Raw genomic sequence first — 25837 nt, forward strand, 5'->3', positions numbered from 1 at the left:
ACCTCACCGGAGGTGTCAGCCATAAACACGGTATCGCCGCTCACCACCGGGCGCAGACGGGTATAAGCCGTACCAGCCCCCACACCAAGCTGCTTACGCCACTCGATGGAGATATCGGTTTCATCGTTATAATCGGGCAGCCCTGTCTCGTCGGCAGCGTCAGCCGCTTCTGCCTGATTGGCTGGCTGACTGGCACAACCACTCAGCTGCACAGCCAGCAGAGCACTCAACAGGACGACAACAGGACTCAGGCGCATCAGGCGTCTCCGCTCGCAGCCAGATTATCAATCTTACGCTGCAGCTGCTGGGTGTTCAGACCCAGATTCGCAGCGGCTTCCTGCGCACGGACATAAGCCGCACGGGCTTCACTCAGTTCGCCTTTACGGAACAGGGCATCGCCTTTAGCTTCTTCAAACTGCGCGGCATAGGCAGCGTCCGGTACAGTCGCAACCAGCGCCAGCGCTTCGTCCATTTTTTCCTGTTGAATCAGGACATTGGCCAGACGCGCCTGAGCGGTAAATTTGATCGGACCTTCGTCAGCCGTGGCAATGATGCTGTTCAGTTCAGCAGCGGCGGTATCAAAGTCACCGGCATCGGCAGCAAAGCGCGCCAGGAACAGAGCACCAAACTGTCCATAACTGGTTTTGCCGAAGTCTTTTTTCAGCTGAGTCGCCAGTGCTTCCATTTCGGCTTTAGCCGCTTCATCCTGCTGCGCTGCCGGCTGTGCGACTTTGTCGACCAGCTGTGAGTACAGCATGGAAGCTGCTTCGGCTGTTGCCTGCTGATTAGCCTGATAGCTGTTCCAGCCAAACCAGCCACCGGCAACAATCACGATGGTCGCCAGCAGGCTTTTACCGTTCTCTGCCCACCATTTTTTCAGCAGTTCTGCTTGTTCTTCATCCGTACGATATTCAGTCATGCGTCCACTTCCCCAAAAAAACGAATATTGTGAGTTATTGGTTATTAAAAAGTTTCTTGTGCCAGCCATTCGCCCACGTCGCTCAGCGCCAGCGTCTGCTGCCCACCTTCACCACGCAGATCTTTAACGGTCACAGTACCGTTGGCAATTTCGTCTTCGCCCAGCAACAGTGCCAGATGTGCACCGCTCTTGTCGGCTTTTTTCATCTGGCTCTTGAAGCTGCCACCACCACAGTGGGTCTGAATGCGTAACCAGCTGTGCTCGTCGCGCAGACGGTCTGCCAGCAGCAGTGCCACCTGAGCACTGCCCTCACCGACCGGACAGATGTATACATCGATGGTCTGCAGCACTTCGGCCGGAATCAGCTCCAGCGTTTCCAGCAGCAGAATCAGACGCTCAACGCCCATGGCAAAACCAACCGCCGGGGTTGGCTTACCACCCAGCTGCTCGACCAGGCCGTCGTAACGGCCGCCGGCACAGACGGTGCCCTGCGAACCGAGTTTGTCGGTGACCCACTCGAACACGGTTTTACAGTAATAATCGAGACCGCGCACCAGACGCTGGTTGATTTCGTACTTCACCCCGGCGGCATCAAGGATGCTGCGCAGCAGAGCAAAGTGCTCGCGGCTTTCGTCGTCGAGGTAATCGTGCAGCTGTGGCGCATCGGCCAGCAGTGCCTGGGTGTTCTGATCTTTGCTGTCGAGTACGCGCAGCGGATTGGTTTCCAGACGGCGCTGGCTGTCTTCATCCAGCTGGTCTTTGCGCTCGCTCAGATAAGCTACCAGGGCATCGCGGTAATTGGCACGCGCTTCGTTGGAGCCCAGGGTGTTCAGCTGCAGGGTAACCGCATCGGTCAGACCCAGCTGCTGCCACAGACGCGCGGTCATCAGAATCACTTCAGCATCGATATCGGCGGTAGCCATACCAAAGGTTTCCACACCAATCTGATAGAACTGGCGGTAACGGCCTTTCTGCGGACTGCTCGTGATCGGAACATCGGGCCGGTGTACCACAGACGCTGCGTCTGCGTTGTACAGCAGACCGTGTTCTTCACAGGCGCGCACGCAGCTGGCGGTGCCTTCCGGACGCAGGGTCAGGCTGTCGCCATTGCGGTCGTCGAAGGTGTACATCTCTTTTTCGACGATGTCGGTCACTTCGCCGATGGAGCGTTTGAACAGCGCAGTCTGCTCCACAATCGGCATGCGGATTTCGTCATAACCGTAAGAAGCCAGCAGGTCTTTCACTGTGCCTTCCAGATACTGCCACACCGGGCTCTGGGCCGGCAGGATGTCGTTCATGCCACGAATGGCCTGGATTTTCGTTGCCATAATGTCCGTTCTTGTCTGGGTCAGCGCTCAGCTGTCGCTGGCAATCAGATTTTTGCGTTCTTCATCGAGGCTGGCGGCGCGTTCGCGGATCATACGCTCAAGGTCATCCACCAGAGTCTCGTTACTCAGTTTGCCGGCTGGTTTACCGTCGATATACACCAGATTCGGCTGCCCACCGGCCAGACCGATATCAGTTTCCTTGGATTCGCCGGGGCCATTCACCACACAGCCAATCACCGCCACACTCATATCGGTGCGGATATCATCAACGCGCATTTCCAGCTCGTTCATGGTTTTGATCACGTCGAAGTTCTGACGTGAACAGCTCGGACAGGCAATAAAGTTGATGCCGCGCGAACGCAGCTTCAGCGATTTGAGCATGTCCCAGCCCACTTTGACTTCTTCTATCGGATCAGCCGCCAGCGATACGCGGATGGTGTCACCGATGCCTTCCCACAGCAGCAGGCCAAGACCAATAGACGATTTAACCGTACCACCACGCAGGCCACCGGCTTCGGTGATGCCAAGGTGCAGCGGCTGCTCAATCTGGCTGGCAATCTGCTTGTAAGCCGCCACGGTCATAAAGATGTCGGAGGCTTTCAGGCTGAGTTTGAAATCCGGGAAGTTCAGGCGATCGAGAATATCGATATGGCGCATGGCGGATTCCACCAGCGCGGCCGGGGTCGGCTCGCCGTATTTCTTCTGCAGATCTTTTTCCAGTGACCCGGCATTCACCCCGATACGGATCGGAATGCCGTTATGACGCGCCGCATCCACCACCGCGCGCACACGGTCTTCACGGCCGATATTGCCGGGGTTGATACGCAGACAGTCAACACCCAGATCAGCGACGCGCAGGGCGATTTTGTAGTCAAAGTGAATGTCTGCCACCAGCGGAATATTCACTTCTTTGCGGATTTTGCCAAAGGCTTCCGCTGCGTCCATGGTCGGCACAGAAACGCGCACGATGTCGGCACCGGCATCCTGAGCGCGCTGAATCTGCGCCACAGTGGCCGCCACATCGGTGGTTTCGGTGTTGGTCATGGTCTGAATGGCAATCGGCGCATCACCGCCGACCGGCACATCACCAACCCAGATTTTGCGGCTTTGACGACGCTTGATGGGATTTTCGAAATGCATGCTCATTATTTGGCTCCGGACAGGGAGTCCTGATACAGACGGTATTCAACCGATTCCGGGAAGTTACGCTTCAGGTCGGTCGCCAGCGCAATCGCCCGCTGAGTGTTCTGCTGCAGCGTTGCCAGCTTGATGCCCAGCCACAGGGTGTGGGCGGTCTGACGCGCCTGATCGCGCTGCACCAGACGCTCAAAACGATCGTAGTATTTCAGTGACTCATCGTAACGCTGCGCTTCAAACAGCAGGGTCGATATGTTGACCAGCCCATCAACATTGTAAGGAGCAATACGCAGGGTCTGACCGTAGCTGTCGATTGCCTGCTCAGTGTTGCCCTGGCGGTAAGCATTCAGCGCCAGATCGTTGTAGGCTGAAGCACGATTATCGTAATAACGGTCGTTGGTAACCCGCTGGAGATTGCCCTCGGCTTCATCGTAACGCTTCAGTTGCACATACAAGCGCCCCAGATGGTGACGCGCCAGAGTAAAGCTGCTGTCGTTGCTCAGCGCTTTCTGAAAATATTCTTCCGCCAGATCCATCTCGCCTTCGGTCTGCCAGACCAGCCCCATGGCATCGTTGGCCGGGGCGTAATCAGGATCAATCGCCAGTGCTTTCTGCAGACGCTGACGCGCCCAGTCCGGACGGCCTTTCTGCAGGTAGCCCAGACCTAACTGGGTATAATTTTCCACCGCTTTTTCCGGTGATTTTTTCTTGGTAAAACGACTTTCAGTGACGGTAACGCAGGAAGCCAGAGTCAGGCTCAGCAGCACTATCAACAGGCTCGCTGCGCGTGTGGTGATTAATTTTTTCATGCCCATCCCGGTCATTTTATTGGTTGCCCTGTGAAGACTCGTCGATCTGCACCGCATTGATATAACGCTCACTGCGGCGCGTGCGGTCCTGAACTTTGCCCACCAGCTGACCACAGGCGGCGTCGATGTCATCGCCACGGGTCGAGCGGATGGTGACAATATGCCCCTGATTCACCAGATAATCGCGGAAGCGGTACACACGATTGTTACTCGGGCGTTTATAGCCGGAGTTAGGAAACGGGTTAAACGGAATCAGGTTGATTTTGCACGGCACCTGTTTCATCAGCACGGACAGCTGCTCCGCGTGCTCCATCTCATCGTTAACGCCTTCCATCATGGTGTATTCGATGGTGGCCTTACGACGGTCCGGCAGTTTCGCCAGATAACGGTTAGTGGCCGCAATCAGCTCTTTAATCGGATATTTTTTATTAATTGGCACCAGCTGGTTACGCAGCTCGTCATTCGGTGCGTGCAGCGATACCGCCAGTGACACATCGGTAACATCGCCAAGCTTATCCATCATCGGCACGACGCCGGAGGTGCTCAGGGTGACACGACGCTTGGACAAGCCATAGGCGTTGTCGTCCATCATCAGGTTCATGGCATCGACCACGTTGTCGAAGTTCAGCAGCGGCTCGCCCATGCCCATCATCACCACGTTGGTAATACGGCGTTCGCGACGCTCGCCCGGTGCATGGAAGCTCATAGCCGCCACGTATACCTGACCAATAATTTCCGCCACGCTGAGGTCGCGGTTAAAACCCTGCTTACCGGTGGAGCAGAAACTGCAGTCGAGCGAACAGCCGATCTGCGAGCTCACACACAGGGTGCCCCGGTCTTTTTCCGGGATATAAACGGTTTCGACGGCACTGCCGCCATCCATACGCATCACCCACTTACGGGTGCCGTCTTTGGAGAAATCTTCGTAAATCACTTCCGGCAGGCGGATCTCACACACTTCGGCCATGCGCGCACGCAAGGGCTTACCCATGTTGGTCATGTTGTCGAAGTTGGCTTCGCCATATTGATGAATCCATTTCAGCATTTGCTGAGCACGGAATTTCTTCTCGCCCATATCGGCAAAAAAGGCTTCCATTTTGGCGGGCGACAAGCCCAACAGATTAATTTTTTCTGGTGTTTCGGACATCAATTGGTTACCTGGGGCCTGTTGGCACTGGTGCATCCCGGAGGATTGATCAGAGGGCATTCCTGCCCTCTGAGTTCCGCTCATTAACGTGAGCAGATTTCGTCGGCAGCGAAGAAGTAAGCGATTTCGCGCTCAGCAGAAGCTGCAGAGTCAGAACCGTGTACTGCGTTAGCATCGATGCTTTCAGCGAAGTCAGCGCGGATAGTACCGGCAGCCGCTTCTTTAGGGTTGGTAGCACCCATCAGTTCGCGGTTAGCAGCGATAGCGTTTTCGCCTTCCAGAACCTGTACAACAACAGGACCAGAAGTCATGAAAGACACCAGATCTTTGAAGAAAGGACGCTCTTTGTGCTCTGCGTAGAAACCGCCCGCTTTTTCGTCGTCCAGTTTGATCATTTTAGCGGCAACAACTTTCAGGCCAGCTTTTTCGAAACGGGTCAGGATTTCACCGATTACGTTTTTGGCCACAGCGTCTGGTTTAACGATGGACAGAGTGCGTTCAACAGCCATTTTTAGCTCCCAAGGGTAAATTATCAGGGTTACGGAAAATAAAACCCGCGGATTATACGCACCTTTTCATTAAAGTTGTACGCGTACGCGGGCGCGCTGGCGGATTATTTGACCGCCAGCGGCAGGAAATACGGAACTCAGCGATCAGCCGCGCAGCATCTGCACCACACGCGTAACTTCACTCAGGGCAAAACCGATCTCTTCGGCCGTAGTGAAACGCCCGAGACTGAAGCGCAGACCGGCATGGGCCAGCGCATCGCTGCGGCCAATGGCCTTCAGCACATAGGAAGGCGCAATCGTCGCCGAGTTACAGGCCGAACCGGAAGACACCGCCACCTTAGCCAGCGAGGCCAGCAGGATCTCACCATCCACACCATCAAAGCTGACGTTCAGATGATTGGCGGTACGCTGCTGCGCATGGCCATTCAGATACACCCCACCCAGCGCCTGCAGCCCGTCCCACAGACGGGCCGACAACTCACGGATACGGGCTTCATCGGCCGCCAGCTCTTCCTGCACCAGACGTGCAGCCTCACCCAGACCCGCCAGCTGATGGGTTGGCAGCGTGCCGGAACGCATACCGCGCTCATGGCCACCGCCGTGCATCTGGGCCGCCAGTTTCACCTGCGGTTCACGGCGCACATAGAGCGCACCAATGCCTTTCGGGCCGTAGAACTTATGCGCGGACACCGACAACAGATCGACCTGCCAGTCTCTGACGTTCACAGCAACTTTACCCAGCGCCTGAGCGGCATCCACATGCAGATACGCCGGGTGATCTTTTAACAACGCGCCGATGGCGGCGATATCGGTAATGGTGCCCAGCTCGTTATTAACCGCCATCAGACTGACCAGACAGGTATCGTCACGCAGGGCATCAGCCACCTGCTGCATACTGATCAGACCATCAGCATCCGGTGTCAGGTAAGTAACCTCAACCTGATGCTGCGCCTGCAGCCAGGCACAGACATCCAGTACCGCCTTATGCTCAATCGCCGAAGTAATAATGTGCAGCGGACGGCCGGCATCGTCAGCACGCAGCGCTTCGACCACACCTTTTAAGGCCAGGTTGTTGGACTCGGTTGCACCTGAGGTCCAGACGATTTCACGCGGATCGGCGGCGAGCAGATCAGCCAGCTGGCGCCGGGCATTTTCCACCACCTGCTCAGCCTGCCAGCCATACCGATGGGAACGTGATGCCGGATTACCAAAGGTACCATCCAGAGTCAGGCAGGCTGCCATCACCTGAGCCACACGGGGGTCGACCGGCGTGGTCGCTGCATAATCGAGATAGATGGATTTCATGGGTCACCGCTGGAAAATCTGAAACCTGAGGCGGCGCATTGTCCGCGCTGCAGCGCTCAGGTCAAGGGGCGCTCAGATCAAGAGGAGCGCTCCGGTCAAGGACCGGCCATTCAGCCGGTAATGTCTTCTGTACTCAGTACTGCATCAATACGGTTTCGTGTATTGCTGTCCTGACGGTCGGCGGTATTACGGATCTCTTTACGCTGAATCAGTTGCGCCAGCGTGATGCCGCGCAGAAATGCGTGAATCTGATCACTCAGCTCCAGCCATAAATGATGGGTCAGGCACTCTTCGCCATCCTGACAATCACCACGGCGGTTGCAGCGTGTGGCATCCATGGATTCGTTTACCGCGTCCACCACCTCAGCCACATTAATATCACTGCCATCACGGCTCAGGCGATAACCACCACCCGGGCCACGCACGCTGGCTACCAGACCACCGCGGCGTAACTTGGCAAACAACTGCTCCAGGTACGACAGGGAAATGCCCTGACGACCGGAAATATCATTCAGACTTACCGGCCCGTCCTGCGCATGAATCGCCAGATCCAGCATGGCCGTCACCGCATAGCGGCCTTTGGTCGTTAAACGCATGGTCTATCCCCCACATAAATCGTGGTGGCATTATGCGTATATCCGACTATTTCAGTCAACTTTAGCCTGCATGCCTTTACACAACAAAACACGCCGGACTGGTTTCAGTGCTTTTCCACACCCGGACCAGCACTGTCAGCCGTTTCGGCACTGTCAGCATCGTCACTGCTGACCGCTTCGCTGAGGCTGACAAAGGTTTCCGCCTCAAGCTGCGGCAGCGCCTCAGAGCAGGTGCGGTCACCCAGATCGTGCAGCGCTTTGCACATGGTGTCGATTTTACGGTCCACCGCGTGCATGTGATCCATCAGGTTATGGATGGAACGGGCAATCGGATCGGGCATTTCGTCGGCCATACCATAGGCATCAAAGCCGATTTTCTCGGCGATTTTGCGCCGCTGCTCATCTTCAGCCGTGCTCGCTTTACGCACAATACGGCCCGGAATACCGACCACCGTCGCCCCCGCCGGAACTTCTTTGGTCACCACGGCATTGGAGCCGATACGGGCGTTTTCACCAACGACAATCGGCCCCAGCACTTTGGCGCCGGCACCAACCACCACGCCATTTTGCAGGGTCGGGTGGCGCTTGCCTTTATTCCAGGTAGTACCACCCAGCGTCACGCCGTGATACAGGGTGCAGTCATCGCCGATTTCAGCGGTCTCACCAATCACCACGCCCATGCCATGGTCAATAAAGAAACGCCGGCCAATGGTTGCTCCCGGATGAATCTCAATGCCGGTCATCCAGCGACTGAAGGTCGACAGCATGCGTGCCAGCCATTTAAAGCCCTTGCGCCACAGCCAGTTGGCCACCCGGTAATGCAGCAGAGCATGCAACCCCGGATAGGTGGTGACCACCTCAAAGGTATTGCGCGCTGCCGGGTCACGCTCAAATACACTGGCAATGTCTTCACGCAGTTGTCTGATCACTCAGTATCCCCTTGTGTTTTATGGCTGGTGTCGCCCTGACGCTGTACCGCCGCCAGAATGCCACGCAAAATATTCACTTCTGTTTTGTCCGGTGCAGCGCGCTGATACAGACGACGCATACGGGACATCAGGTGCTTCGGAGTATTGGGGTCAAGGAAGCCGATATCAATGAGCACAGTTTCCATATGACGGAACAGTCCATCCAGCTCGCCCTGGGTTGCCAGCGGATAATCCCAGGGCACGCCCCAGGCTCCGGCCTCATCTTCCGGTTCGGCTTCGGCGCGGAAATCATCAGTCACCATTGCCAAACGCATTTCATAGCACAGCACCTGAATGGCCTGGGCAACGTTCAGGGATGAGAAGTTTTCGTCGGTAGGAATATGCACGTGCGCAGTACACAGGTGCAGCTCTTCATTGGTCAGACCACGGGATTCACGGCCGAACACCAGCGCCACTTCATTACCGGCGGGAATCATTTCCGCAGCTTTTGCAGCCGACTGGCGCGGCGACATCAACGGCCAGGGAATATGGCGGCTGCGCGCGCTGGTGCCAATCACCAGACCACAGTCGGCAATGGCGTCTTCCAGCGTCGGTACGATGACCGCGTTGTGCAGAATATCTTCTGCGCGCGAAGAACGCTGGATCGCTTCTTCGTCAATGCTGGCGATCGGATCAACCAGCACCAGCCGGCTCAGGCCCATGTTTTTCATCGCACGGGCGGCCGCTCCGATATTGCCGGAGTGGGTGGTATTAACCATTACGATACGGATTTTATCGAGCATAACGCCTTGTCTGCGCCGCAACGGCGCTTATCGGAGAATGGCGGCCGGTCTGAAACCCGTGCAATCCGCAGGTTAACCTCACAACGGAGCATCTGCGGGAGCCAGGCCGGTACAGAATAAGGGGCACGAAGTGTAACGCAAAACGGGCTTCGCTAACCAGTCAGGTGCTGATATAATCCCGCGCCCGAAAAATGTTCTTTAACTTTAAGAGATAGCGATCCCTATGCAACCCATGGTGAACTTGGCGTTGCGCGCTGCGCGTAATGCTGGTCAAGATCTGGTCCGTCGCCTGGACCGCTTCGATTCGTACAAAAGCACGGATCAGGAGAAAGCAAAGTTTGTGGCAGACTGCACCATTGGTCTGGAAAAAGGCATTATTTTTGAGCTGAAGAAAGCCCTGCCTGAGCACAACTTTTACGGCCGTGAAACCGGTCAGAACGGCGAACAGGCCAACCAGCCTGTGTGGCAGGTGTGTGTCATCGACGACATCTCCAACTTCCGCGTAGGTATCCCATCTTTTGCCATCATCGTCTGCTGCATGCAAAACGGCAAAGCAGAACACTCGGTGATCCTCAATCCTATTAATGGTGATGAATTCACGGCTTCCCGTGGCCGTGGCGCCCAGCTGAACAACCGCCGTATCCGCAGCGGTAACGTTAACAGCCTGAGCGACGCCATCGTCGGCTACACCCAGCCTATGGGCAACAACGAAGCCGCCTTCGATCAGCTGCAGCGTTTACAGCGTCTGATGTCAAAAAGCTTTGACCTGCGCAATATCGGCTCCAACGCCCTGTCTATCTGCTACGTAGCCGCCGACCGTTTCCAGGGCGCCCTGCTGAGCAACGTTGATGAGTTTGCCCTGAACGCTGCCGGCCTGCTGGCTTCCGAAGCCGGTTGTCTGCTGTCAGAAGTGAGTGGCCAGCCATTGCTGCGCGCTCCGGCCAACCTGGTGGTCAGCAACCCACGTCTGCTGAAAGCCCTGCTCGCCAAAGACTGATATACAAGCCATCACCGGCAGCATGTTGTTTTCAACAGATAACGACACTGCCGGTGATCACGGCTTGCCCTGCCTCCTTCCGCACCATCACTAACCGTCAGTTTTCTCTATACCACGCAGTGTTTTGTTACCCAGCAGCAGCACTCCCAGTGTCATCGCGACGGCCCCCAGAGTAAAAATGCTGCCCAGCGATGACATAAACTTGCCCAGCACACCAATCCCCAGAGTACCGAGGGAATCCCCCGAAGCATCCTGCGCCGTCCAGATACCATTAATACGACCCAGATACTGATCGGGAGTATTAATCTGCACCAGGTTGTATTGCAGCAGCGAGGCGATGGACACCAGATAGCCAAAAGCAGCGAGCAAAAACAGTGCGGTAATAAAACTGTGGTTAAGCCCCAGCGCCATCATGCAGGCAAAGGCCGCCAGACTGACAAACAGCATCACCTGCCCGGGTTTCTGCACATGGCTGGCCCAGCCACTCACCAGTGCGCCTAAGGTTGCCCCCAGCGGCACAGCGGAATACATCAGCCCGAGTTCGGCCGCCCCACCGGCAAAAGCGTCTTCCACCAGCGCCGGAAACAGCACACGAATAGCTGTGGTTAACGTCACCAGAGTTCCGGCCAGTACGGTGTAAAACACAATGCGGTTGGCAAACAGATAACGAAAACCCGCTGCCAACGCCTTTAGCGGATGATGCTCTTCCACCTCCTGCGGACGCATGGAAGGCAACGCCAGCAAAGGAATCAGGGTCAGACCAGTGCCCAGTGCGGCAATCAGATAATTCCAGCCGACGTCGGCAAAGGCGATGATCAGCCCGCCCAGCGCCGGGGAAATAACCGTCGCCAGACGTACCGACAACATACTGACGGCACGCGCCTGCAGCAGATTTTCACGTCCGACAATAAAAGGCATGCAGGCTAACAAAGCGGTTACACCAATAGCACCGAAGAAACCGTCCCAGACGGCCAGCAGATAAATAACCCAGAGTTGCGGCTGTGGCAGCCAGGCGTTTACCGCCAACCCGAGAAAACCAATGCCGCACACAGCGCGGGCAAACAGAATCAGTTTTTTACGGTCATCACGGTCGGCCAGCACGCCACCCAGTAACAGTCCGGCAAACATACCCGCGCCTTCCAGTGCCATTACCAGCCCCACCTGAAACGAATCACCACTGAGCTGATACACCTGCATGGGTATGGCAACCGCCAGCATGCCCAGCCCCAGCAGGGAAATGGTACGGGCAATAAATACGTTGCGGAAATGACGGTTGGTTTTCAGCAGGCTGAAATCAACAAAGAACGATTTTTTATTCATAGCATCAACTTAAACAAAGGCCGGTCATGCACTGACCGGCGGGTAATGACGGGAGGAACCTGCGGCTTCACTGTCTCCCTCAGCAAGCAGACGGTCGAGTAACGGGCCGAGCTGCTGCAGGGATTGTGGCGAAAGGATATTTTCATGACTGGCCCAGGGCAGAAATTCATACTCGGCTCCCGGTGCATAAGGCTGCCAGTCGGCTTGCGGGCGGATATAAGCGGGCAGATCCTGGGCGGCGACAAACACGCTGAAGCGACCGTCGTAAGCCGGAGTGCGTGTCTGTTTCAGCAGACGTACCGCATCTTTGTAGTTGGCAAAAATCTGCTCCAGCATGGCGTCTTTTTCTGCCTGTGCCTGGGCCATGGCCTGCTGCTCGTCCTGCGCCAGCGTGGCACTGTCTGTTTCCGCACCGACGGCATCATTCAGCAATTGCGCCTGTTCCCGCTCGGCACCTAAGGCTTCTTCTGCACCTTCCGGATCGTTCCAGTCGTGTACTTCCGCCGGATAGGTATCGAGCAGACCGAGGAAGGCCACCTCCTCGCCCTGCGTGCGCAACTGCGCCGCCACGGCATAGGCTACCGTGCCACCCAGCGAGTAACCCAGCAGATAGTAAGGTCCGTGAGCCTGCTCGCGGCGGATAATGCTCAGCTGACGCTGCACCAGTTCCTCCATACTGGCGCTGCTGGCCATCAAGCCGTGCGGGCGCGGTGACTGCAGGCCGATAATGGCGCGGCCTTCACGCAGGTAACGCGACAGCACACTGTACTGCCAGGCAAAGCCCGAGCCCGGACAGAAGCAGAACAGCGGCTCTGGCGTGTGGCCGTGAGCGTCTTTACGCGCTGTACGAAGCCTTATCACTTCGGCAAAACCATCGTGACCAAAATCGTTGCGCTGGTCGTTTTCGTTAAGCAACGCTGCCAGTCGCGCCACTGTAGGTGCGCCCATAATCTGTCCCACGGTCACCGCACGTTTCAGTTCCCGGCGGATATCGGCCGCTAAGCGCATAGCCAGCAACGAATGGCCGCCAAGGGCGAAGAAGTCGTCATCGGCACGGAGTTCCGTCACCTCCAGCAGGCGCATAAACAGCTGCGCCAGACGTTGCTCCAGCCCGCGTGCCGGTGCGCGCCCGCTGCTGCTGCCAGCGCTGCTGAGCTGAGGTTTGGGCAGGGCTTTGCGGTCGAGTTTGCCGTTGGCGCTTAACGGCAGCTTTTCCAGCGTTACCCAGGCCACCGGCACCATATGCGCAGGCAGCGCAGCACTGGCGGCGGCTTTGAGTGCATCCTCTGCCAGCGTTACGCCGGGCTGCGCCACCAGATAAGCCACCAGCTGGCGGTTATCCTCACCGGAGCCGTTATTGCCCTCGTGCAGCACCGTTGCATGCACCACGGCATTGGCCACGCCCGGTTGCGCCAGCAGACAGGTTTCGATTTCACCCAGCTCAATGCGCTGACCGCGGATTTTGATCTGATCGTCGGCACGCCCCAGATATTCCACCACGCCATTGCTCAGCCAGCGCACCACGTCGCCGGTGCGGTACATACGACTGCCCGGCGGACCATAAGGATCGGCAACAAAACGCCCGGCGCTGAGTGCAGCGCGGCCCAGATAGCCGTGCGCCAGCTGCACACCACTGAGGTACAGCTCGCCGGTAGCCCCCACTGGGACCGGGCGTAATGTCGCATCCAGCACCTGCAGACGGGTGTTCCACACCGGACGTCCTATCGGCACACTGTTACCCAATGACACTGGGCTGCCCGCAGACGACACTGCCTGTGAGGCCGGTTCGTAACTGACATCCACCGCCGCTTCGGTCGGGCCGTAGAGATTGTGCAGCTGCACGCCCTGATCATCCGCGGCGCGAACGCCAAAACGCTGGTTAAAGGCATCGGTCTGAGCCCAGGTCAGGGCTTCACCGCTGCAGAAGACCTGACGCAATGATGTACACAGCGGTTGTTCTTCACCGTACAGCGCCCGCGCTGTGCTGGTAAAAATCGCCAGCATGGAGGGGACGAAATGCAGGGTGGTGACCTGCCAGCGGTTAATGGTGTCGATCAGCGCCTGCGGATCTTTGTGCGCCTCGGGTGCGGCCATCACCAGCCCGGCGCCCACGCACGCCGACCAGAAGAATTCCCACACCGACACATCAAAGCTACACGGCGTTTTCTGCAATACCACATCCGCTGCCGTCAGCGGGTACTGGTGTTGCATCCACTCCAGCCGGTTAACGATGGCGGCATGGCCGACCAGTACGCCTTTCGGTTGTCCTGTGGTGCCTGAGGTATAAATCAGATACGCCGGATGCGCCGGAGTGATATTCACTCGCTTAAGCTGCGCCGGGTCGCTGGTCTGCAGGTCGTTCACATCCAGCAACGGGCTGTTGCCAGCCAGCGGTTGCAGCCGTGCAAACAGGACTTCTGCCGTGATCAGCGCCGCCGCACCAGCATCCTGCAACATAAAGCCGAGACGCTCGTCCGGATAACCGGTATCCAGCGGCAGATAAGCCGCACCGGCTTCAATCACCGCCCAGATGGCCAGGGTCAGATCCACCGAACGCGGCAGTGCCACCGCCACTATGCTGCCCGGCGTGACGCCGGCCTGCTGCAGACCTGCAGCCATAGCATCCACCCGCGCACGCGCTGCGCCATAGGTCAGAGTCTGGTGCTCGTCGGCCACACAGAACGCCTGCATATGATGCTCAGACCGACTGCGCAGCGCCGACTGCAGGGTGGCGCCGGACAATGGCCGCTGCGTGTTATTAGCCTCTGTCAGCAGGCTTTGCTCCACCGGACTCAGCACTGGCCAACGGGCCAACGGCACAGCGGAATTGCTATCGGCTTCAGCCAACGCCAGACGCAACACATGGGCCACGCGCTGCGCCAGCAGAGCTGCGTTCAGGCCCAGCGTCGCCAGTGCCTGGCGGTCTTCTACCAGCAGAGTCAGCTGCTCACCGGGAATCACCAGCAACGCCAGCGGGTAATGGCTGTAGCCGCGGTTATGAATAGCGCGGATGTGCAACGGCTGGCTGCCATTGCCACTGAGCTCGGCGCTGGCCCAGGCTGAATCGGGGTAGTTTTCCACCACCAGCAGAGTATCGAACAGGGTACCCAGTCCGGCCTGACGCTGAATATCCGCCAGCCCCAGACTGTCCTGTTCCATCAGATGCGCGTGTTGCTGCTGCATGGCCGCAAGCTGGGGCCAGAAGGCCTGATCAGCGTCGGTCTTAACCCGCACCGGCAGGGTATTGAGGAACAGGCCAACCTGATCGGCCAGACCGTTAATGGCCGCACTGCGTCCGGACACCGGTGTGCCGAACAGTACGTCGTCGCGCCCGGTTATGCCACGCAGGACCTGAGCCCAGATGCCCTGCATCAGCACGTTGAGGGTAATCCCCTGACGCCGCAGCCTCTGCGTCAGCGCCTGGGTTTCTGCCGTGGTTAAAGTGAGCGTGTATTCGCTGACAGCGGCCACCGCCGTGCGGCTGTCGGCAGCATCGAATACACAGGTCGGGCTGGCCCCCGCCAGTGCCTGCGCCCACACTGCGCGTGCTTCAGTGTCATCACGTTGCAGCAGCTGTTGCATCAGTTGCGGGTAGGACACATCCAGCGCCGGTAGCGGCGCCTGTGTCTGGTAAGCGGTGATCAGATCGCGCAGCAGCAGCGGCGTCGACCAGCCATCCACCACCAGATGGTGAATCACCAGAATCAGTTCACTGCGCGGTGCGTTGTCTTCATTCACCCCGAGATGCACCAATGCCGCTGCCAGCATCCCACCAGCGCGATCGGTGGGGTAATGCGCCTGCAGCAGCTGTTGTTCAAGCTCAGCAAAGGCCCGGGCGCGCTCGCTGGCGGGCAAGATGCTGAGATCGTGTTCGCTCAACGGCCAGTGCCGTTCCGTAACGGCCGGCATTACCAGTAACGACTGCTCCAGACTGTCACTGTCGAACAGCCCGGCCAGTTGCGGATAGCAGCCCACTACATGATTGAGCGCCTGCTGTAAGCGTTCACTGTCCACCACGCCACTGAGAGACAGGCGGGTAAAGGCGTTGTAGTTACCGCCATCCGGGTGCAACTGGGTTTCAAACAGCATGCCCTGCTGCAGCGGCAGCAGAGGTGCGGCCTCCACCTCACGCCCATAGCGCAGCTGCAGGGTCTGGCGCTCCGCCGCGCTCAGCCACTCCAGCTCAGAAGCCGTGTTTGCCTGCAGGGGCGTCATTACAGTGGCCAGTGCGCGTGGGGTTTTCAGGCTGAACACCTGCGCCGGCTTCAGCAGCCAGCCCTGCCCGCGCACAGCGGTACACAGAATAATGGCGCTGATACTGTCACCACCGATGGCAAAGAAATCGTCATCCGCGCCCACCTGCCCGAGCCGAAGCACAGCGGCCATTTGTATGCACAGCAGCGCCTCGTCGTCGCTCAGTGCCCTGTTGGTGTGAACACTGCCGCCGTGCATATCCTGACTGTTCGGTAATGCCTTGCGGTCAATCTTACCGCTGACATTACGCGGGAATTCATCCATCACCAGCAGCAACGACGGCACCATGTAATCCGGCAGCCGCTCGCGCAGCAGACCCAGCAGTTCGCGGCTGCGCTGTGTGCGCTCGTCACCGCTCAGCCCCGGAATCACGCAATAGCCAAGCAAACGCTGGCTGTTGTTGATCGACTCCGCCAGCACCAGCGCGCTTTCCACCGCCGGCAATAACGACAGGGCGTTTTCCACCTCACCGATTTCGACGCGGTAGCCACGGATTTTCACCTGATCGTCACCGCGACCGGCAAATTCCACGCGGCCATCGCTGGTCCAGCGCACCAGATCACCGCTGCGGTACATGCGGCTGTCTGGCGGGCCATAAGGGTCGGCAACAAAACGTCCGGCCGAGAGTGCGCCACGGGCCAGATAACCCGCCGCCAGACCAGCGCCGGCGATATAGAGTTCACCCAGTACGCCCGGCGGCACCGGCTGTAAGCGGGCATCGAGAATGTAAACGCGGGTATTACCGATGGGGCGGCCCACCAGCGGGCGCTCGCTGTCACGCACGCAGGCACGCAGGGTATCCACTGTGTATTCAGTCGGGCCGTACAAATTGTGGGCGGTGAGTTGCGGATACTGATTCAGCTGCTGCCACAGGTTAGCCGGGCAGGCTTCGCCACCGATCAGAATCAGCGACGGCTGATGATGGTCAGCGTCCATCAGGCCCTGATTGAGCAGTTGTGCCAGAAACGACGGTGGCAGGTCGAGGGTATCGATACCACGTTGCCGGATCTGCTGCACCAGCTCGCTGGCGTCGCGCCGCACAGTGTCGTCGAACACATGCACTTCTTCGCCCAGCAGCAGCCAGAAAATCTGCAGCCAGCTGGAATCGAACGAAAACGAATGGGTATGGCCGGCGCGCAGTGGCCGTCCCGGACAGCGCTGCGCGATCTGCTCGCGCAGCGGCTCATAAAAGGCGCTGCGGTGTGAGCTGATCAGATTAAGCAACGCGCCGTGGGTGTTCATCACCCCTTTCGGCCGCCCGGTACTGCCCGAGGTAAAAATGACATAGGCGATATCATCGCCCCCCGGCAGCGGTCGCTCATCAGCGTTCAGCCGCACAGCGGGCTGGGCCTGCAACTCTGCCAGCAACGCCATATCGTCGAGGTTCGCCCGCTTAAGCTGTGCCGGAAACTGTGCCGTCACCGTCTGCGTCGTCAGCAACAACGCCGGACGGGCGTCCTCACACATCATGGCCATACGCCCGGCCGGGTAATCCAGATCCAGCGGCAACCAGCTGGCACCGCTGTCGAGCACCGCCAGCATGGCCAGTACCGAATAGCGCGACCTTGGCAGCGCAGTGGCCACGACCTGAGCACGCCCTATGCCCTGAGCCCGCAGCCAGCGGCTGAGACGTGCAACTTCTGCGCCGGCTTCAGCAAAACTCAGGCGCTCGTCGGCGCCGCTGCCAGCGGCAAAAACCAGCGCGGTGTGCGCCGGTTTTTTCTGCACCTGCTCCCAGAACAGGTCAGCGATGTTGTGCAGATCCTGTGGTGGCGGGAATACCCGCCCCTGTTGCCACAGGCTCAGGCTGTGACGTTCATCGTCGCTGAGCAGGGGCACATCGGCCAGTGGAGATTCCGGCTGCGCCAGCCAGTAATTGAGCAGGCGCACAAAGCGTTCAGCATGGGCTGCGAATTCAGCGGCAGTGTAACGGCCAGCACCGGCGCGTAATTCCAGCAATAAGTGCTGCTCATGCACCAGCAGACCGAATTCAATATCGTCTACCGGGCCGGTGGCGAGGTGATGGGTAATGCCTTCGGCTCCGGCAAAATCCAGGCGGTAATCAAAGTGTTTGTAGTTCACCACAGCGCCGTATAAAGGATCGCCGGCCACGCGCTTCAGGTCGCGTGCAATCTGTTCGGCATCGTATTTCTGATGGCGGCGCACGGCGGCCATCTGTTCGTGCACCTGACGGGTCAATTCAGACAGCGAGGTCAGCGGCGCAATACTGAGTGGTAATGGCAACACGTTCACTACCGGAGCCGCAGAGGTAATGGCCGCCGAACCCAGACGGCGCATAAAAGGCACGCCAAGCACCTGAGTGCTCTGGCCGGTCATGCGGGCCAGATAAGCACCAATCAGGGCCATCAGCACATCCGGCAGACCGGTGCGTTTACCGCATTGCGCGGCAAAGGTTTTCAGGCGGCTGAGCACATCGCCGGCCAGCGGTAATTCCACGGTTAATAACGATGCGGCACCCGCAGTGCTGTGCGGCCTGGCCGATAAGGATGCCGGTGTGGGCAGGTCGGCACAGAGCTCTGACCAGAAAGCCTTATCACGCTGGCAGGCGTCCGAGGCGCGGTAAGCCTGATATTCCGCCGTCACCTCAGTTACCGCAGTAAAGGGCGACGGCCCACAGGCGATACCCGCCAGACGCTCAGAATACAGAGCGGCAATACGACGGCTTAAGGCATTAATGCTGAACCCATCGAGCTGAATATGGTGGTATCTCTGGTACCAGAGCCAGTGCTCCGGCGCGAGCTGAATCAGCAGATGACGGAACAGAGGGGCTTCACCGTCCACCGCCAGATGGGCGTGACTGTCGGCCCACATATATGCAAAGGCCTGTTCACGGCCATCCGCCAATGCGGAGAAATCCAGCTGTTCACAGGCGGAAATATCCACCGCCCTTAAACAACGCAGCGTCTGCTGACCGTCACGATACAACGCACACACCGTATCGGCTTCCGTCATGGCCTGGCGAATGACCAGATCGAGCAGTGCCGCATTTAACGGCCCGCGGATTTCCACCGCATGGGAAATGTTATACAGGTCGCCGCTTTCGCTGACCTGATCCGCCAGCCAGATTCCCTGTTGGGTGCCGGTCAGTGCCTGCCCGTTAATATCTGCACCGCTCATTGTCCGGCACCTGCGGAGAACGGATTAATGCTGAGCCAGTGCGTCTCAATAAAATCGTTACAGGCGCTGCGTTCAGCGGGGCCGAATTCACAGCACCAGCCATCAGGAACGGTGGCAAATACCGGCCATAAACTGTATTGCCCCGCACTGTTTTTCAGCACCAGAAATTCATGCTGGTCATCGTCGAACGGATTTAAATAGGCACTATTGCTCATAACAGATCCTGATTTTTAAATAACCGAAAAAAGGCGTTTTAATCCCGACAGTAATTCGCTGTGCCAGCACAGCCAGTCGTGACCACCACGGAATTGCTGAAAAGAAACATGCGCTCCGGCAGCATTCAGGGCATCGTGCATGGCGTGATTAACCCCAAGCATGCTGTCTTCGTAGCAGCCGATCTGCAGTTCCACATTAAGCTCACTGAGCACAGGGGCAGACGAACGCACATGGCGGCTAAGCAGACCATTACCGGCCTCCTCATTAACATCCGGCCACCAGAAAGAGCCCGACTGACTGAGCACGTTGCCGAAGCGTTGTGGCCAGTTCAGCGCGGCGTACAGTGCCGCTAAACCACCAAAGCTCTGACCGGCCACGATGGTTTTTTGCGCAGCAGTGGAAAAAGCTTCCAGTCTTTGCGCATCGGCTAATAATTCCTGCTGCAGCATCAGCCAGAACGCCGGGTTACAGGTTAATTCGCGCGAGCGCACATCACTGCTGACCGAATCAATCAATAAATACACCGCGGGCGGAAATTCGCCATTGTGAGTTAAGGCATCCAGCTGGGCGAAAAAGCCTTTGCTGCGTGCCCAGCGCTGTCCGTCGAGAAAAATAACCAGAGGTAAATCCCGGCCCGTACCACAGCGGTAACACCACACATCGCGCTCTGCGCCGAGCAGAGCGTTATGCCAGCGCCAGTGATGCAGCCTGCCTTTCGCAGGCAGACATTTTTCATCGCGTAGCTGCGAATGCACAGCAGCACCCGGTAATATCAGCGCCGATAATTCACGGCCATTACCATCCACATGTGGGGCGCGCAGATTCAGCACATCGGCCTGACCGCTTTGCTGCAATAAATTTATCCACCAGCCGCGCACTGCTGCGGCAACATCACTGCTGCTTTGCTGCGCATTTTTTGCCGGTGGTAATTGCGTATTTTTTGCTGGCAACAGCACATAACTGCCAAGCCAGTCGGCGGGTAATTGCGTTTGCCAGAACCAGACATCGGTACCGGTCAGGCGCACCAGACTGGTCAGCTGACGGGTCGGGTGCGGCGTGTGTGAATACACATCAATAAATACCGCTTTATAAGGTGAACAGTTTTCTGCACCTTGCGGATCACGCCACAGAAAGGTGATACCGCACTGGTTATCAGCACGGCTGGTTAACAGTGGCGTACCCTGTTTTTTTATCTGTTTCCAGAATGCATCTGAACCAGGAACTGCGGTTATATCTGAGGCAGAAAAAACCTGCCGTAAAGCGCTCTCCTGCATTACGGCAGAAGCCTCAGCCACAGTTCCTGAGTTCATAATATTCCCGGCGTTCATTACGACACCCACACTCACTGACACGGAGGCTGCAGCTCACCCGCCACAGACGTCCCAGACAGGCTCAGCCGCTGACGCAGGCGGGCAATCAGCAGGTAACACAGAGGCACAAAGAAAATAGCCAGCGCCGTGCCGGAAATGACGCCACCCAGCACGCTGGCACCAATGGCATTCTGTGCCGCAGCACCCGGGCCGGTAGCAAATACCAGTGGAATAATGCCTGCACCAAAAGCCAGTGAGGTCATCAGAATCGGTCGTAAGCGCTGGCTGGCGGCATGCACGACGGCAGCCATTGGCATCTCTCCGCGGGCAATTTCGCTTTCGGCAAATTCAACGATCAGAATGGCATTTTTAGCAGCAAGGCCGATGGTGGTGAGCACGCCGACCTGAAAGAAAATATCGTTTTTCATACCCAGCAACATGACCCCCGCCACGGCACCGAGCAGGCCCAGCGGAATCACCAGCATCACGGCAACCGGAATGCTCCAGCTTTCGTACAACGCAGCCAGACAAAGAAAAACAAACAAAACGGATACGACATACAGCACCGGGGCCTGATCGCCGGAAATTTTGTCCTGATAAGAAAGCCCTGCCCATTCCAGATTGGTATCCGTCATGCTGGCCGCCGCTTTTTCAATCATGGCCATGATGTCACCAGAGCTGGCTCCGGCCTCTCCGGCGCCACTGATTTCAATCGCAGGTAAACCATTAAAGCGTGCCAGCTGCGCCGGTCCGGAGGTCCAGCGAGTGGAGGCAAATGCAGAAAATGGTGTCATGCTGCCATTCACACCACGTACATACCATTCACCCAGATCCGACGGCTGAGCACGGTATTCGGCGGCGGCCTGCACCATGACCTTTTTTACCCGGCCGTGATGAATAAAATCATTCACATAAGCGCCGCCCCAGGCCGCACTTAACGTGGAATTAACATCGGCCGGACGCAGCCCCATAGCCGCCGCTTTTGGCTGATCTATATCGATGCGTAATTGCGGAATAATGTCGCTGCCTTCGGCATCGGCAAACAGAACGTCCGGTGATTCGCTGATGCGCTCCACCAGCTCATGCGCTTTGGCGGTCAGAGCCTCAATTCCCACCGCTGCCGTATCCTGCAACCAGAATTCGAAACCGGCGCTGTCACCGAGACCATCCACCGGTGGCAGCACCATGGCGAACATGCGCCCGTCGCGTAATTCTTCATTCAGAATACGGGTTGCCCGTCCGGCAATCGCCTGTGCGGTATTGTCACTGCCAGGACGTTCATCCCAGTCGCGCAGGTTAACAAAAGCAATACCGGCGTTCTGACCTGAGCCGGAAAAGCTGAAGCCGGAGACGGTATAAATAGCAGCGGTATTATTTTTTTCCCGGGTCAGAAAATAGTCTTCGATCTGGCGCATTACTTCAGCCGTACGCTCATAGGTCGCCCCCGGTGGCAGCATATAGCGCACCATGACCGTACCCTGATCATCTTCCGGTAAAAAGGTGGTGGGTAATTTCTGATACCCGTAATAAACGCCCAGTCCCAGCAACAGATAAATAACAGCAAAACGGCGCGGACGGTTAAGAAATGCCTGTAAACGCCGGCGGTAAGCAGTCTGCAGCCCGCCGATTGCCCGGGCCAGACGGGCGCTCCAGCCCGTGGCCGGTGCAGCGTCCTGTTTTGTGCGTAACAGGCTGACACACAATGCCGGCGTCAGGGTCAGTGCCACCAGAACGGACAAGCCCATAGCCGATACCAGCGTCACAGAAAACTGGCGGTAAATCACACCAACAGAGCCGGGGAAAAATGCCATGGGCAAAAATACCGCGCCGAGTACCACCGCTACACCAATTAACGCACTGGTGATTTCCTTCATACTGCGCCGCGTAGCAGTCAGGGCATCCACACCCTCTTCCTGCATAATGCGTTCGGCGTTTTCCACCACCACAATGGCATCGTCCACCAGCAGACCGATGGCCAGCACCATGCCAAATAACGTCAGGGTATTAATGGAAAATCCGCCCAAAGCCAGCACTACGCAAGTACCCAGTAAAACCACAGGCACTGTAATGGCGGGAATTAAGGTTGTGCGCCAGTTCTGCAGAAACAGAAACATCACCAGCACCACCAGCGCCACGGCCTCAGCCAGGGTTTTAAATACCGCACTGATAGAGCGTTTGACGAAACGGGTGGCGTCTTCCGGATACATCACTTTAACGCCATGGGGAAATGAACGGCTGAGCTGCTCAATCCGCTCTTTTACTGCGGCAGCCGTCGCCAGTGAATTGGCGCCGGGGGTTGTCATAATCGCCAGTCCGGACGCCGGCATACCATTTAAACGCGAAATACTGCCATAGCTTTCCTGCCCGATTTCGACCCGGGCAACATCCTGCAGCCGCACCAGTGCACCGTCAGTGCTGGTTTTCAACACCAGATTGCGGAACTCATCCACCGTCCGCAAACGCGACAGCGCCGTTACTGTAACGTTGAGCTGTTGCTGATCCGGCGCTGGCAGAGCGCCCAGTTCGCCCACCGGCACTTCCGCATTCTGCGCTTCAATAGTGGCGATAACGTCCTGCGGCATCAGGCTATAGCTGGCCAGCTTGTCCGGCTCCAGCCAGATACGCATCGCATAAGGTGAACCGAAATTCTGTATGCGGCCAACACCCGGTACCCGGCTTAACGCATCCAGCATGCTGTTACTCAGCCAGTCGGCAATATCCGAGTTACTGCGCGCGCCGCTTTCGTCATAAAACACCGCCACCATCAGAAAGGTGTTCTGCATCGCCGTCACCGAAAGGCCGTTCTGCTGAACCTGTTGCGGCAGACGATAGGTCACCTGATTGACCTTGTTCTGCACCATCACCTGCGCGACTTCGGCATCCTGACCGTGCTGAAAAAACAGCATGATGTCGGTTTCACCACTGGAAGAACTGGTGGAATTAAAATACAGCAGTCCTTCCAGTCCTTTCAGCTCCTGTTCCAGCACCTGAGTCACGCTGTTTTCAACAACAGCGGCTGACGCACCGGGATACATCGCTCCCACGCGCACGATCGGTGGCGCAATATCCGGATACTGCGCCACCGGCAATGTACGCAGGGTCATCAGGCCGGCCAGCATAATGGCAATGGCCACCACCCACGCAAAAACCGGACGATCAATAAAAAAATGCGACACCATAATTTACTGAGCCTCCGCCTGTATCTGCAGGGTATCTGCCCAGTTGCGGGCTTCGGTAATCCGCCCCGGCCACAGACGCAGGCTGCCTTCCATCACCAGCCGCCCGCCATCCGGCACTCCGGCCGACACCAGCCAGTCACTGCCGGACTGGCCCTGAACATCCAGAACACTGAGTTGCGCCCGGCCATCACTGTCCAGAATCCAGGCTGTGGCATCACCGCGCTCGTTGTAACGTACGGCCTGCTGCGGGATTCTGTACAGTGCAGGTGCCACGCCCTGCTCAACCTGGGTGCGGACATACATCCCAGGCAACAGCAGGCCCTGTGGATTGGCAAACTGGGCGCGCATGGTGACCACGCCGGTATCGGCATCGACATTCATTTCCGTCAGCTTGAGCTCTCCGGCCAGTGGGTAAGCACTGCCATCCTCCAGCGTCAATCTGACCTGCTGGCTGCCTGACAGCAGCTCGCCGGAAGCCAGGCGACGGCGGATATTTACCTGATCGCGACTGGATTGAACGATGTCCACATAGACAGGATCAGACTGGCGTACCGTTGCCAGCGGTTCATTCTGTCCGACCACCACTAACGCGCCTTCGCTGATCAGTGAGCGGCCGATACGGCCATCAATGGGTGAGCGGATACCGGTGCGTTCAAGATCAATACGCGCAGCATCTACTTCGGCACGCGCCGCTTTTACCTCGGCCACGCCCTGCTGATAAGACGCCAGCGCCAGCTCATATTCATGCTGGCTGACCCCTTCGCTGTCCACCAGTTGACGATAGCGCTCCACACTGATGTTTAAGTTCACCAGGCTGGCCTCCGCGACGGCCAGCCCGGCTTCAGCACGGGCAACCACCGCACGGTAACTGGCATCATCAATCTGGTATAACAGCTGCCCTGCCGTAACATCAGCGCCCTCCTCAAACAGGCGCCGCACCACAATGCCACTCACCTGGGGACGCACTTCCGCCGAACGAAAAGCCGATACCCGGCCAGGTAATTCACTGGTCAGAATTTCCGGACCGGACTGCAGAGTGAGCACCGAAACCTTTGCCGGAGTTTCTTCTTCGGGAGCCGGCTCCGGAGCGGACGAACAGGCGGTCAATAACAGCAGCGACCACAACAGAGACAACAGACACAGCCTCCGCCGAATGGATATCGAATAACTCATGGTGGTTATAAATTCCTTCACAAAAGATGGCAGCGTCATGCCGCCAGCGTGGCACCGCCATCCACCACCAGATCATGCATGGTGATATGGCCTGCCAGATCAGAGGCTAAAAAAATAACGGCGTTGGTGATGTCGGCCGGGGTCGCGACCTTGCCCAGCGGAATACCGAGTTTGTACTGCTCGGGCAGACCGTCGATGGTGCGCTGATAGCCATCGGGGAGCATGGCACGCAGCATTGGGGTATCGGTGGAACCCGGCGAAACCAGATTGCAGCGCACAGCAAAAGGCGCCAGCTCCAGAGCCGCACACTGGGCAAAACTGCGCACGGCTGCTTTAGAGGCACAGTACGCTGCCATATTCAGCCGTGGTACATGGGCCGCGTTGGACGACACCGTCACAATGCTGCCACGGCGCTGCTGTTTCATCGCCGGACTGAGTGCACGGATCATAGAAAAGACTGCACGCACATTAACGGCAAAACAGGCATCCCAATCGGCCATCGTCAGATTGTCGAGACCGCCCAGGCGTAAAATACCGGCCGCATTAATCAGAATATCGGGCACAGCATGGTGCAGATGATCCGCCACACAGGCCTGTACATCCCCGTCACGACTCAGATCAAGTGTTTGCCGGCGAAACGCATAGGCTGCCGGCGGCTGACTGAAAGCCAGATCAAAACCTGTGACGTCAGCACCCAGCGCCGTTAATTGCTGCGCGATCTGCCAGCCAATCCCCTGACCGGCACCGGTAACCCAGGCATGGCGTCCGGAAAAATCAAATGCGGCCATA

Annotated in this window: 18 protein-coding genes and 1 pseudogene; 1 reads left to right on the plus strand and 18 read right to left on the minus strand. The window is 57.7% G+C overall.

Annotated elements, in window-relative coordinates:
• The 11 genes and pseudogenes from B3P58_RS10195 to B3P58_RS10245 all read right to left on the minus strand — a co-directional run.
• Window positions 1–257 (minus strand): annotated as a pseudogene (locus B3P58_RS10195) (hypothetical protein); the annotation flags it as partial.
• The gene (locus B3P58_RS10200) at window positions 257–919 is read right to left on the minus strand and encodes a YfgM family protein (RefSeq protein ID WP_286717345.1); all 663 of its coding nucleotides are present in this window, start codon (window positions 917–919) and stop codon (window positions 257–259) included. The pseudogene B3P58_RS10195 and the gene B3P58_RS10200, both read right to left, overlap by 1 nt.
• Window positions 920–963: 44 nt before the next feature.
• Window positions 964–2247 carry a histidine--tRNA ligase gene (hisS, locus tag B3P58_RS10205; RefSeq protein WP_286717347.1) on the minus strand — a complete coding sequence of 428 codons (1284 nt, stop codon included), beginning with the start codon at window positions 2245–2247 and terminating at the stop codon, window positions 964–966.
• 27 nt (window positions 2248–2274) lie between these two features.
• Window positions 2275–3387: a flavodoxin-dependent (E)-4-hydroxy-3-methylbut-2-enyl-diphosphate synthase gene (ispG, locus tag B3P58_RS10210; protein ID WP_145469523.1), complete on the minus strand. Its 1113-nt coding sequence runs from the start codon at window positions 3385–3387 to the stop codon at window positions 2275–2277.
• A gap of 5 nt (window positions 3388–3392) precedes the next feature.
• A complete protein-coding gene (locus tag B3P58_RS10215) occupies window positions 3393–4193 on the minus strand; it encodes a tetratricopeptide repeat protein (protein ID WP_286717348.1) in 801 nt (266 codons plus the stop codon).
• Window positions 4194–4209: 16 nt separating this feature from the next.
• Window positions 4210–5340: a 23S rRNA (adenine(2503)-C(2))-methyltransferase RlmN gene (gene rlmN / locus B3P58_RS10220; RefSeq protein WP_145469208.1), complete on the minus strand. Its 1131-nt coding sequence runs from the start codon at window positions 5338–5340 to the stop codon at window positions 4210–4212.
• A gap of 83 nt (window positions 5341–5423) precedes the next feature.
• Window positions 5424–5849, minus strand: coding sequence for a nucleoside-diphosphate kinase (ndk, locus tag B3P58_RS10225; protein ID WP_145469207.1), 426 nt, complete (start codon window positions 5847–5849; stop codon window positions 5424–5426).
• A gap of 144 nt (window positions 5850–5993) precedes the next feature.
• A complete protein-coding gene (locus B3P58_RS10230) occupies window positions 5994–7154 on the minus strand; it encodes an aminotransferase class V-fold PLP-dependent enzyme (RefSeq protein WP_286717349.1) in 1161 nt (386 codons plus the stop codon).
• 110 nt (window positions 7155–7264) lie between these two features.
• A complete protein-coding gene (gene iscR, locus B3P58_RS10235) occupies window positions 7265–7750 on the minus strand; it encodes a Fe-S cluster assembly transcriptional regulator IscR (protein WP_145469205.1) in 486 nt (161 codons plus the stop codon).
• A gap of 104 nt (window positions 7751–7854) precedes the next feature.
• Window positions 7855–8679, minus strand: coding sequence for a serine O-acetyltransferase (cysE, locus tag B3P58_RS10240; protein WP_286717351.1), 825 nt, complete (start codon window positions 8677–8679; stop codon window positions 7855–7857).
• Window positions 8676–9461, minus strand: coding sequence for an RNA methyltransferase (locus B3P58_RS10245; RefSeq protein ID WP_286717353.1), 786 nt, complete (start codon window positions 9459–9461; stop codon window positions 8676–8678). The genes cysE and B3P58_RS10245 overlap by 4 nt, the downstream gene beginning before the upstream one ends.
• Window positions 9462–9693: 232 nt before the next feature.
• Here B3P58_RS10245 and B3P58_RS10250 point away from each other — a divergent pair, with 232 nt between their 5' ends.
• Entirely contained in the window at window positions 9694–10458 is a 765-nt protein-coding gene (locus B3P58_RS10250; RefSeq protein WP_230331150.1) for an inositol monophosphatase family protein, read from the plus strand.
• 90 nt (window positions 10459–10548) lie between these two features.
• On the opposite strand, the gene entS is transcribed toward B3P58_RS10250, so the two are convergent.
• Genes entS through dhbA form a run of 7 tightly spaced genes read right to left on the minus strand, consistent with a single transcriptional unit; the run spans window position 10549 to window position 25836 of the window.
• A complete protein-coding gene (entS, locus tag B3P58_RS10255) occupies window positions 10549–11778 on the minus strand; it encodes an enterobactin transporter EntS (RefSeq protein ID WP_230331137.1) in 1230 nt (409 codons plus the stop codon).
• 24 nt (window positions 11779–11802) lie between these two features.
• The gene (locus tag B3P58_RS10260; protein ID WP_286717354.1) at window positions 11803–19170 is read right to left on the minus strand and encodes a non-ribosomal peptide synthetase; all 7368 of its coding nucleotides are present in this window, start codon (window positions 19168–19170) and stop codon (window positions 11803–11805) included.
• Window positions 19167–19385 (minus strand): MbtH family protein, encoded by a 219-nt coding sequence (locus tag B3P58_RS10265; protein WP_286717355.1) that lies wholly within the window; start codon window positions 19383–19385, stop codon window positions 19167–19169. The genes B3P58_RS10260 and B3P58_RS10265 overlap by 4 nt, the downstream gene beginning before the upstream one ends.
• 15 nt (window positions 19386–19400) lie before the next feature.
• Window positions 19401–20696 carry an enterochelin esterase gene (gene fes / locus B3P58_RS10270; protein WP_286717356.1) on the minus strand — a complete coding sequence of 432 codons (1296 nt, stop codon included), beginning with the start codon at window positions 20694–20696 and terminating at the stop codon, window positions 19401–19403.
• 32 nt (window positions 20697–20728) lie between these two features.
• On the minus strand, window positions 20729–23875 hold the full coding sequence (locus tag B3P58_RS10275) for a multidrug efflux RND transporter permease subunit (protein WP_286717358.1): 3147 nt from the start codon (window positions 23873–23875) through the stop codon (window positions 20729–20731).
• 3 nt (window positions 23876–23878) lie between these two features.
• Window positions 23879–25048, minus strand: a complete 1170-nt coding sequence (locus tag B3P58_RS10280) for an efflux RND transporter periplasmic adaptor subunit (RefSeq protein WP_286717360.1) — start codon at window positions 25046–25048, stop codon at window positions 23879–23881.
• A 35-nt stretch (window positions 25049–25083) separates the two neighbouring features.
• Window positions 25084–25836: a 2,3-dihydro-2,3-dihydroxybenzoate dehydrogenase gene (gene dhbA / locus B3P58_RS10285; protein ID WP_286717361.1), complete on the minus strand. Its 753-nt coding sequence runs from the start codon at window positions 25834–25836 to the stop codon at window positions 25084–25086.
• Between the last annotated feature and the right edge of the window lies 1 nt (window position 25837).

The sequence above is a fragment of the Thalassolituus sp. UBA2009 genome (assembly GCF_002335285.1).
GTDB classification, from domain to species: domain Bacteria; phylum Pseudomonadota; class Gammaproteobacteria; order Pseudomonadales; family Oceanobacteraceae; genus Venatoribacter; species Venatoribacter alkanivorans.

Bases quoted from the DNA above. Each gene is read 5' to 3' on its own strand.
- B3P58_RS10200 (WP_286717345.1), bottom strand. From the start codon at position 919: ATGACTGAATATCGTACGGATGAAGAACAAGCAGAACTGCTGAAAAAA.
- fes (WP_286717356.1), bottom strand. From the start codon at position 20,696: ATGAACTCAGGAACTGTGGCTGAGGCTTCTGCCGTAATGCAGGAGAGC.
- ndk (WP_145469207.1), bottom strand. From the start codon at position 5,849: ATGGCTGTTGAACGCACTCTGTCCATCGTTAAACCAGACGCTGTGGCC.
- entS (WP_230331137.1), bottom strand. From the start codon at position 11,778: ATGAATAAAAAATCGTTCTTTGTTGATTTCAGCCTGCTGAAAACCAAC.
- ispG (WP_145469523.1), bottom strand. From the start codon at position 3,387: ATGCATTTCGAAAATCCCATCAAGCGTCGTCAAAGCCGCAAAATCTGG.
- rlmN (WP_145469208.1), bottom strand. From the start codon at position 5,340: ATGTCCGAAACACCAGAAAAAATTAATCTGTTGGGCTTGTCGCCCGCC.
- B3P58_RS10230 (WP_286717349.1), bottom strand. From the start codon at position 7,154: ATGAAATCCATCTATCTCGATTATGCAGCGACCACGCCGGTCGACCCC.
- iscR (WP_145469205.1), bottom strand. From the start codon at position 7,750: ATGCGTTTAACGACCAAAGGCCGCTATGCGGTGACGGCCATGCTGGAT.
- B3P58_RS10250 (WP_230331150.1), top strand. From the start codon at position 9,694: ATGGTGAACTTGGCGTTGCGCGCTGCGCGTAATGCTGGTCAAGATCTG.
- B3P58_RS10265 (WP_286717355.1), bottom strand. From the start codon at position 19,385: ATGAGCAATAGTGCCTATTTAAATCCGTTCGACGATGACCAGCATGAA.
- dhbA (WP_286717361.1), bottom strand. From the start codon at position 25,836: ATGGCCGCATTTGATTTTTCCGGACGCCATGCCTGGGTTACCGGTGCC.
- B3P58_RS10215 (WP_286717348.1), bottom strand. From the start codon at position 4,193: ATGAAAAAATTAATCACCACACGCGCAGCGAGCCTGTTGATAGTGCTG.
- B3P58_RS10260 (WP_286717354.1), bottom strand. From the start codon at position 19,170: ATGAGCGGTGCAGATATTAACGGGCAGGCACTGACCGGCACCCAACAG.
- B3P58_RS10280 (WP_286717360.1), bottom strand. From the start codon at position 25,048: ATGAGTTATTCGATATCCATTCGGCGGAGGCTGTGTCTGTTGTCTCTG.
- hisS (WP_286717347.1), bottom strand. From the start codon at position 2,247: ATGGCAACGAAAATCCAGGCCATTCGTGGCATGAACGACATCCTGCCG.
- B3P58_RS10245 (WP_286717353.1), bottom strand. From the start codon at position 9,461: ATGCTCGATAAAATCCGTATCGTAATGGTTAATACCACCCACTCCGGC.
- B3P58_RS10275 (WP_286717358.1), bottom strand. From the start codon at position 23,875: ATGGTGTCGCATTTTTTTATTGATCGTCCGGTTTTTGCGTGGGTGGTG.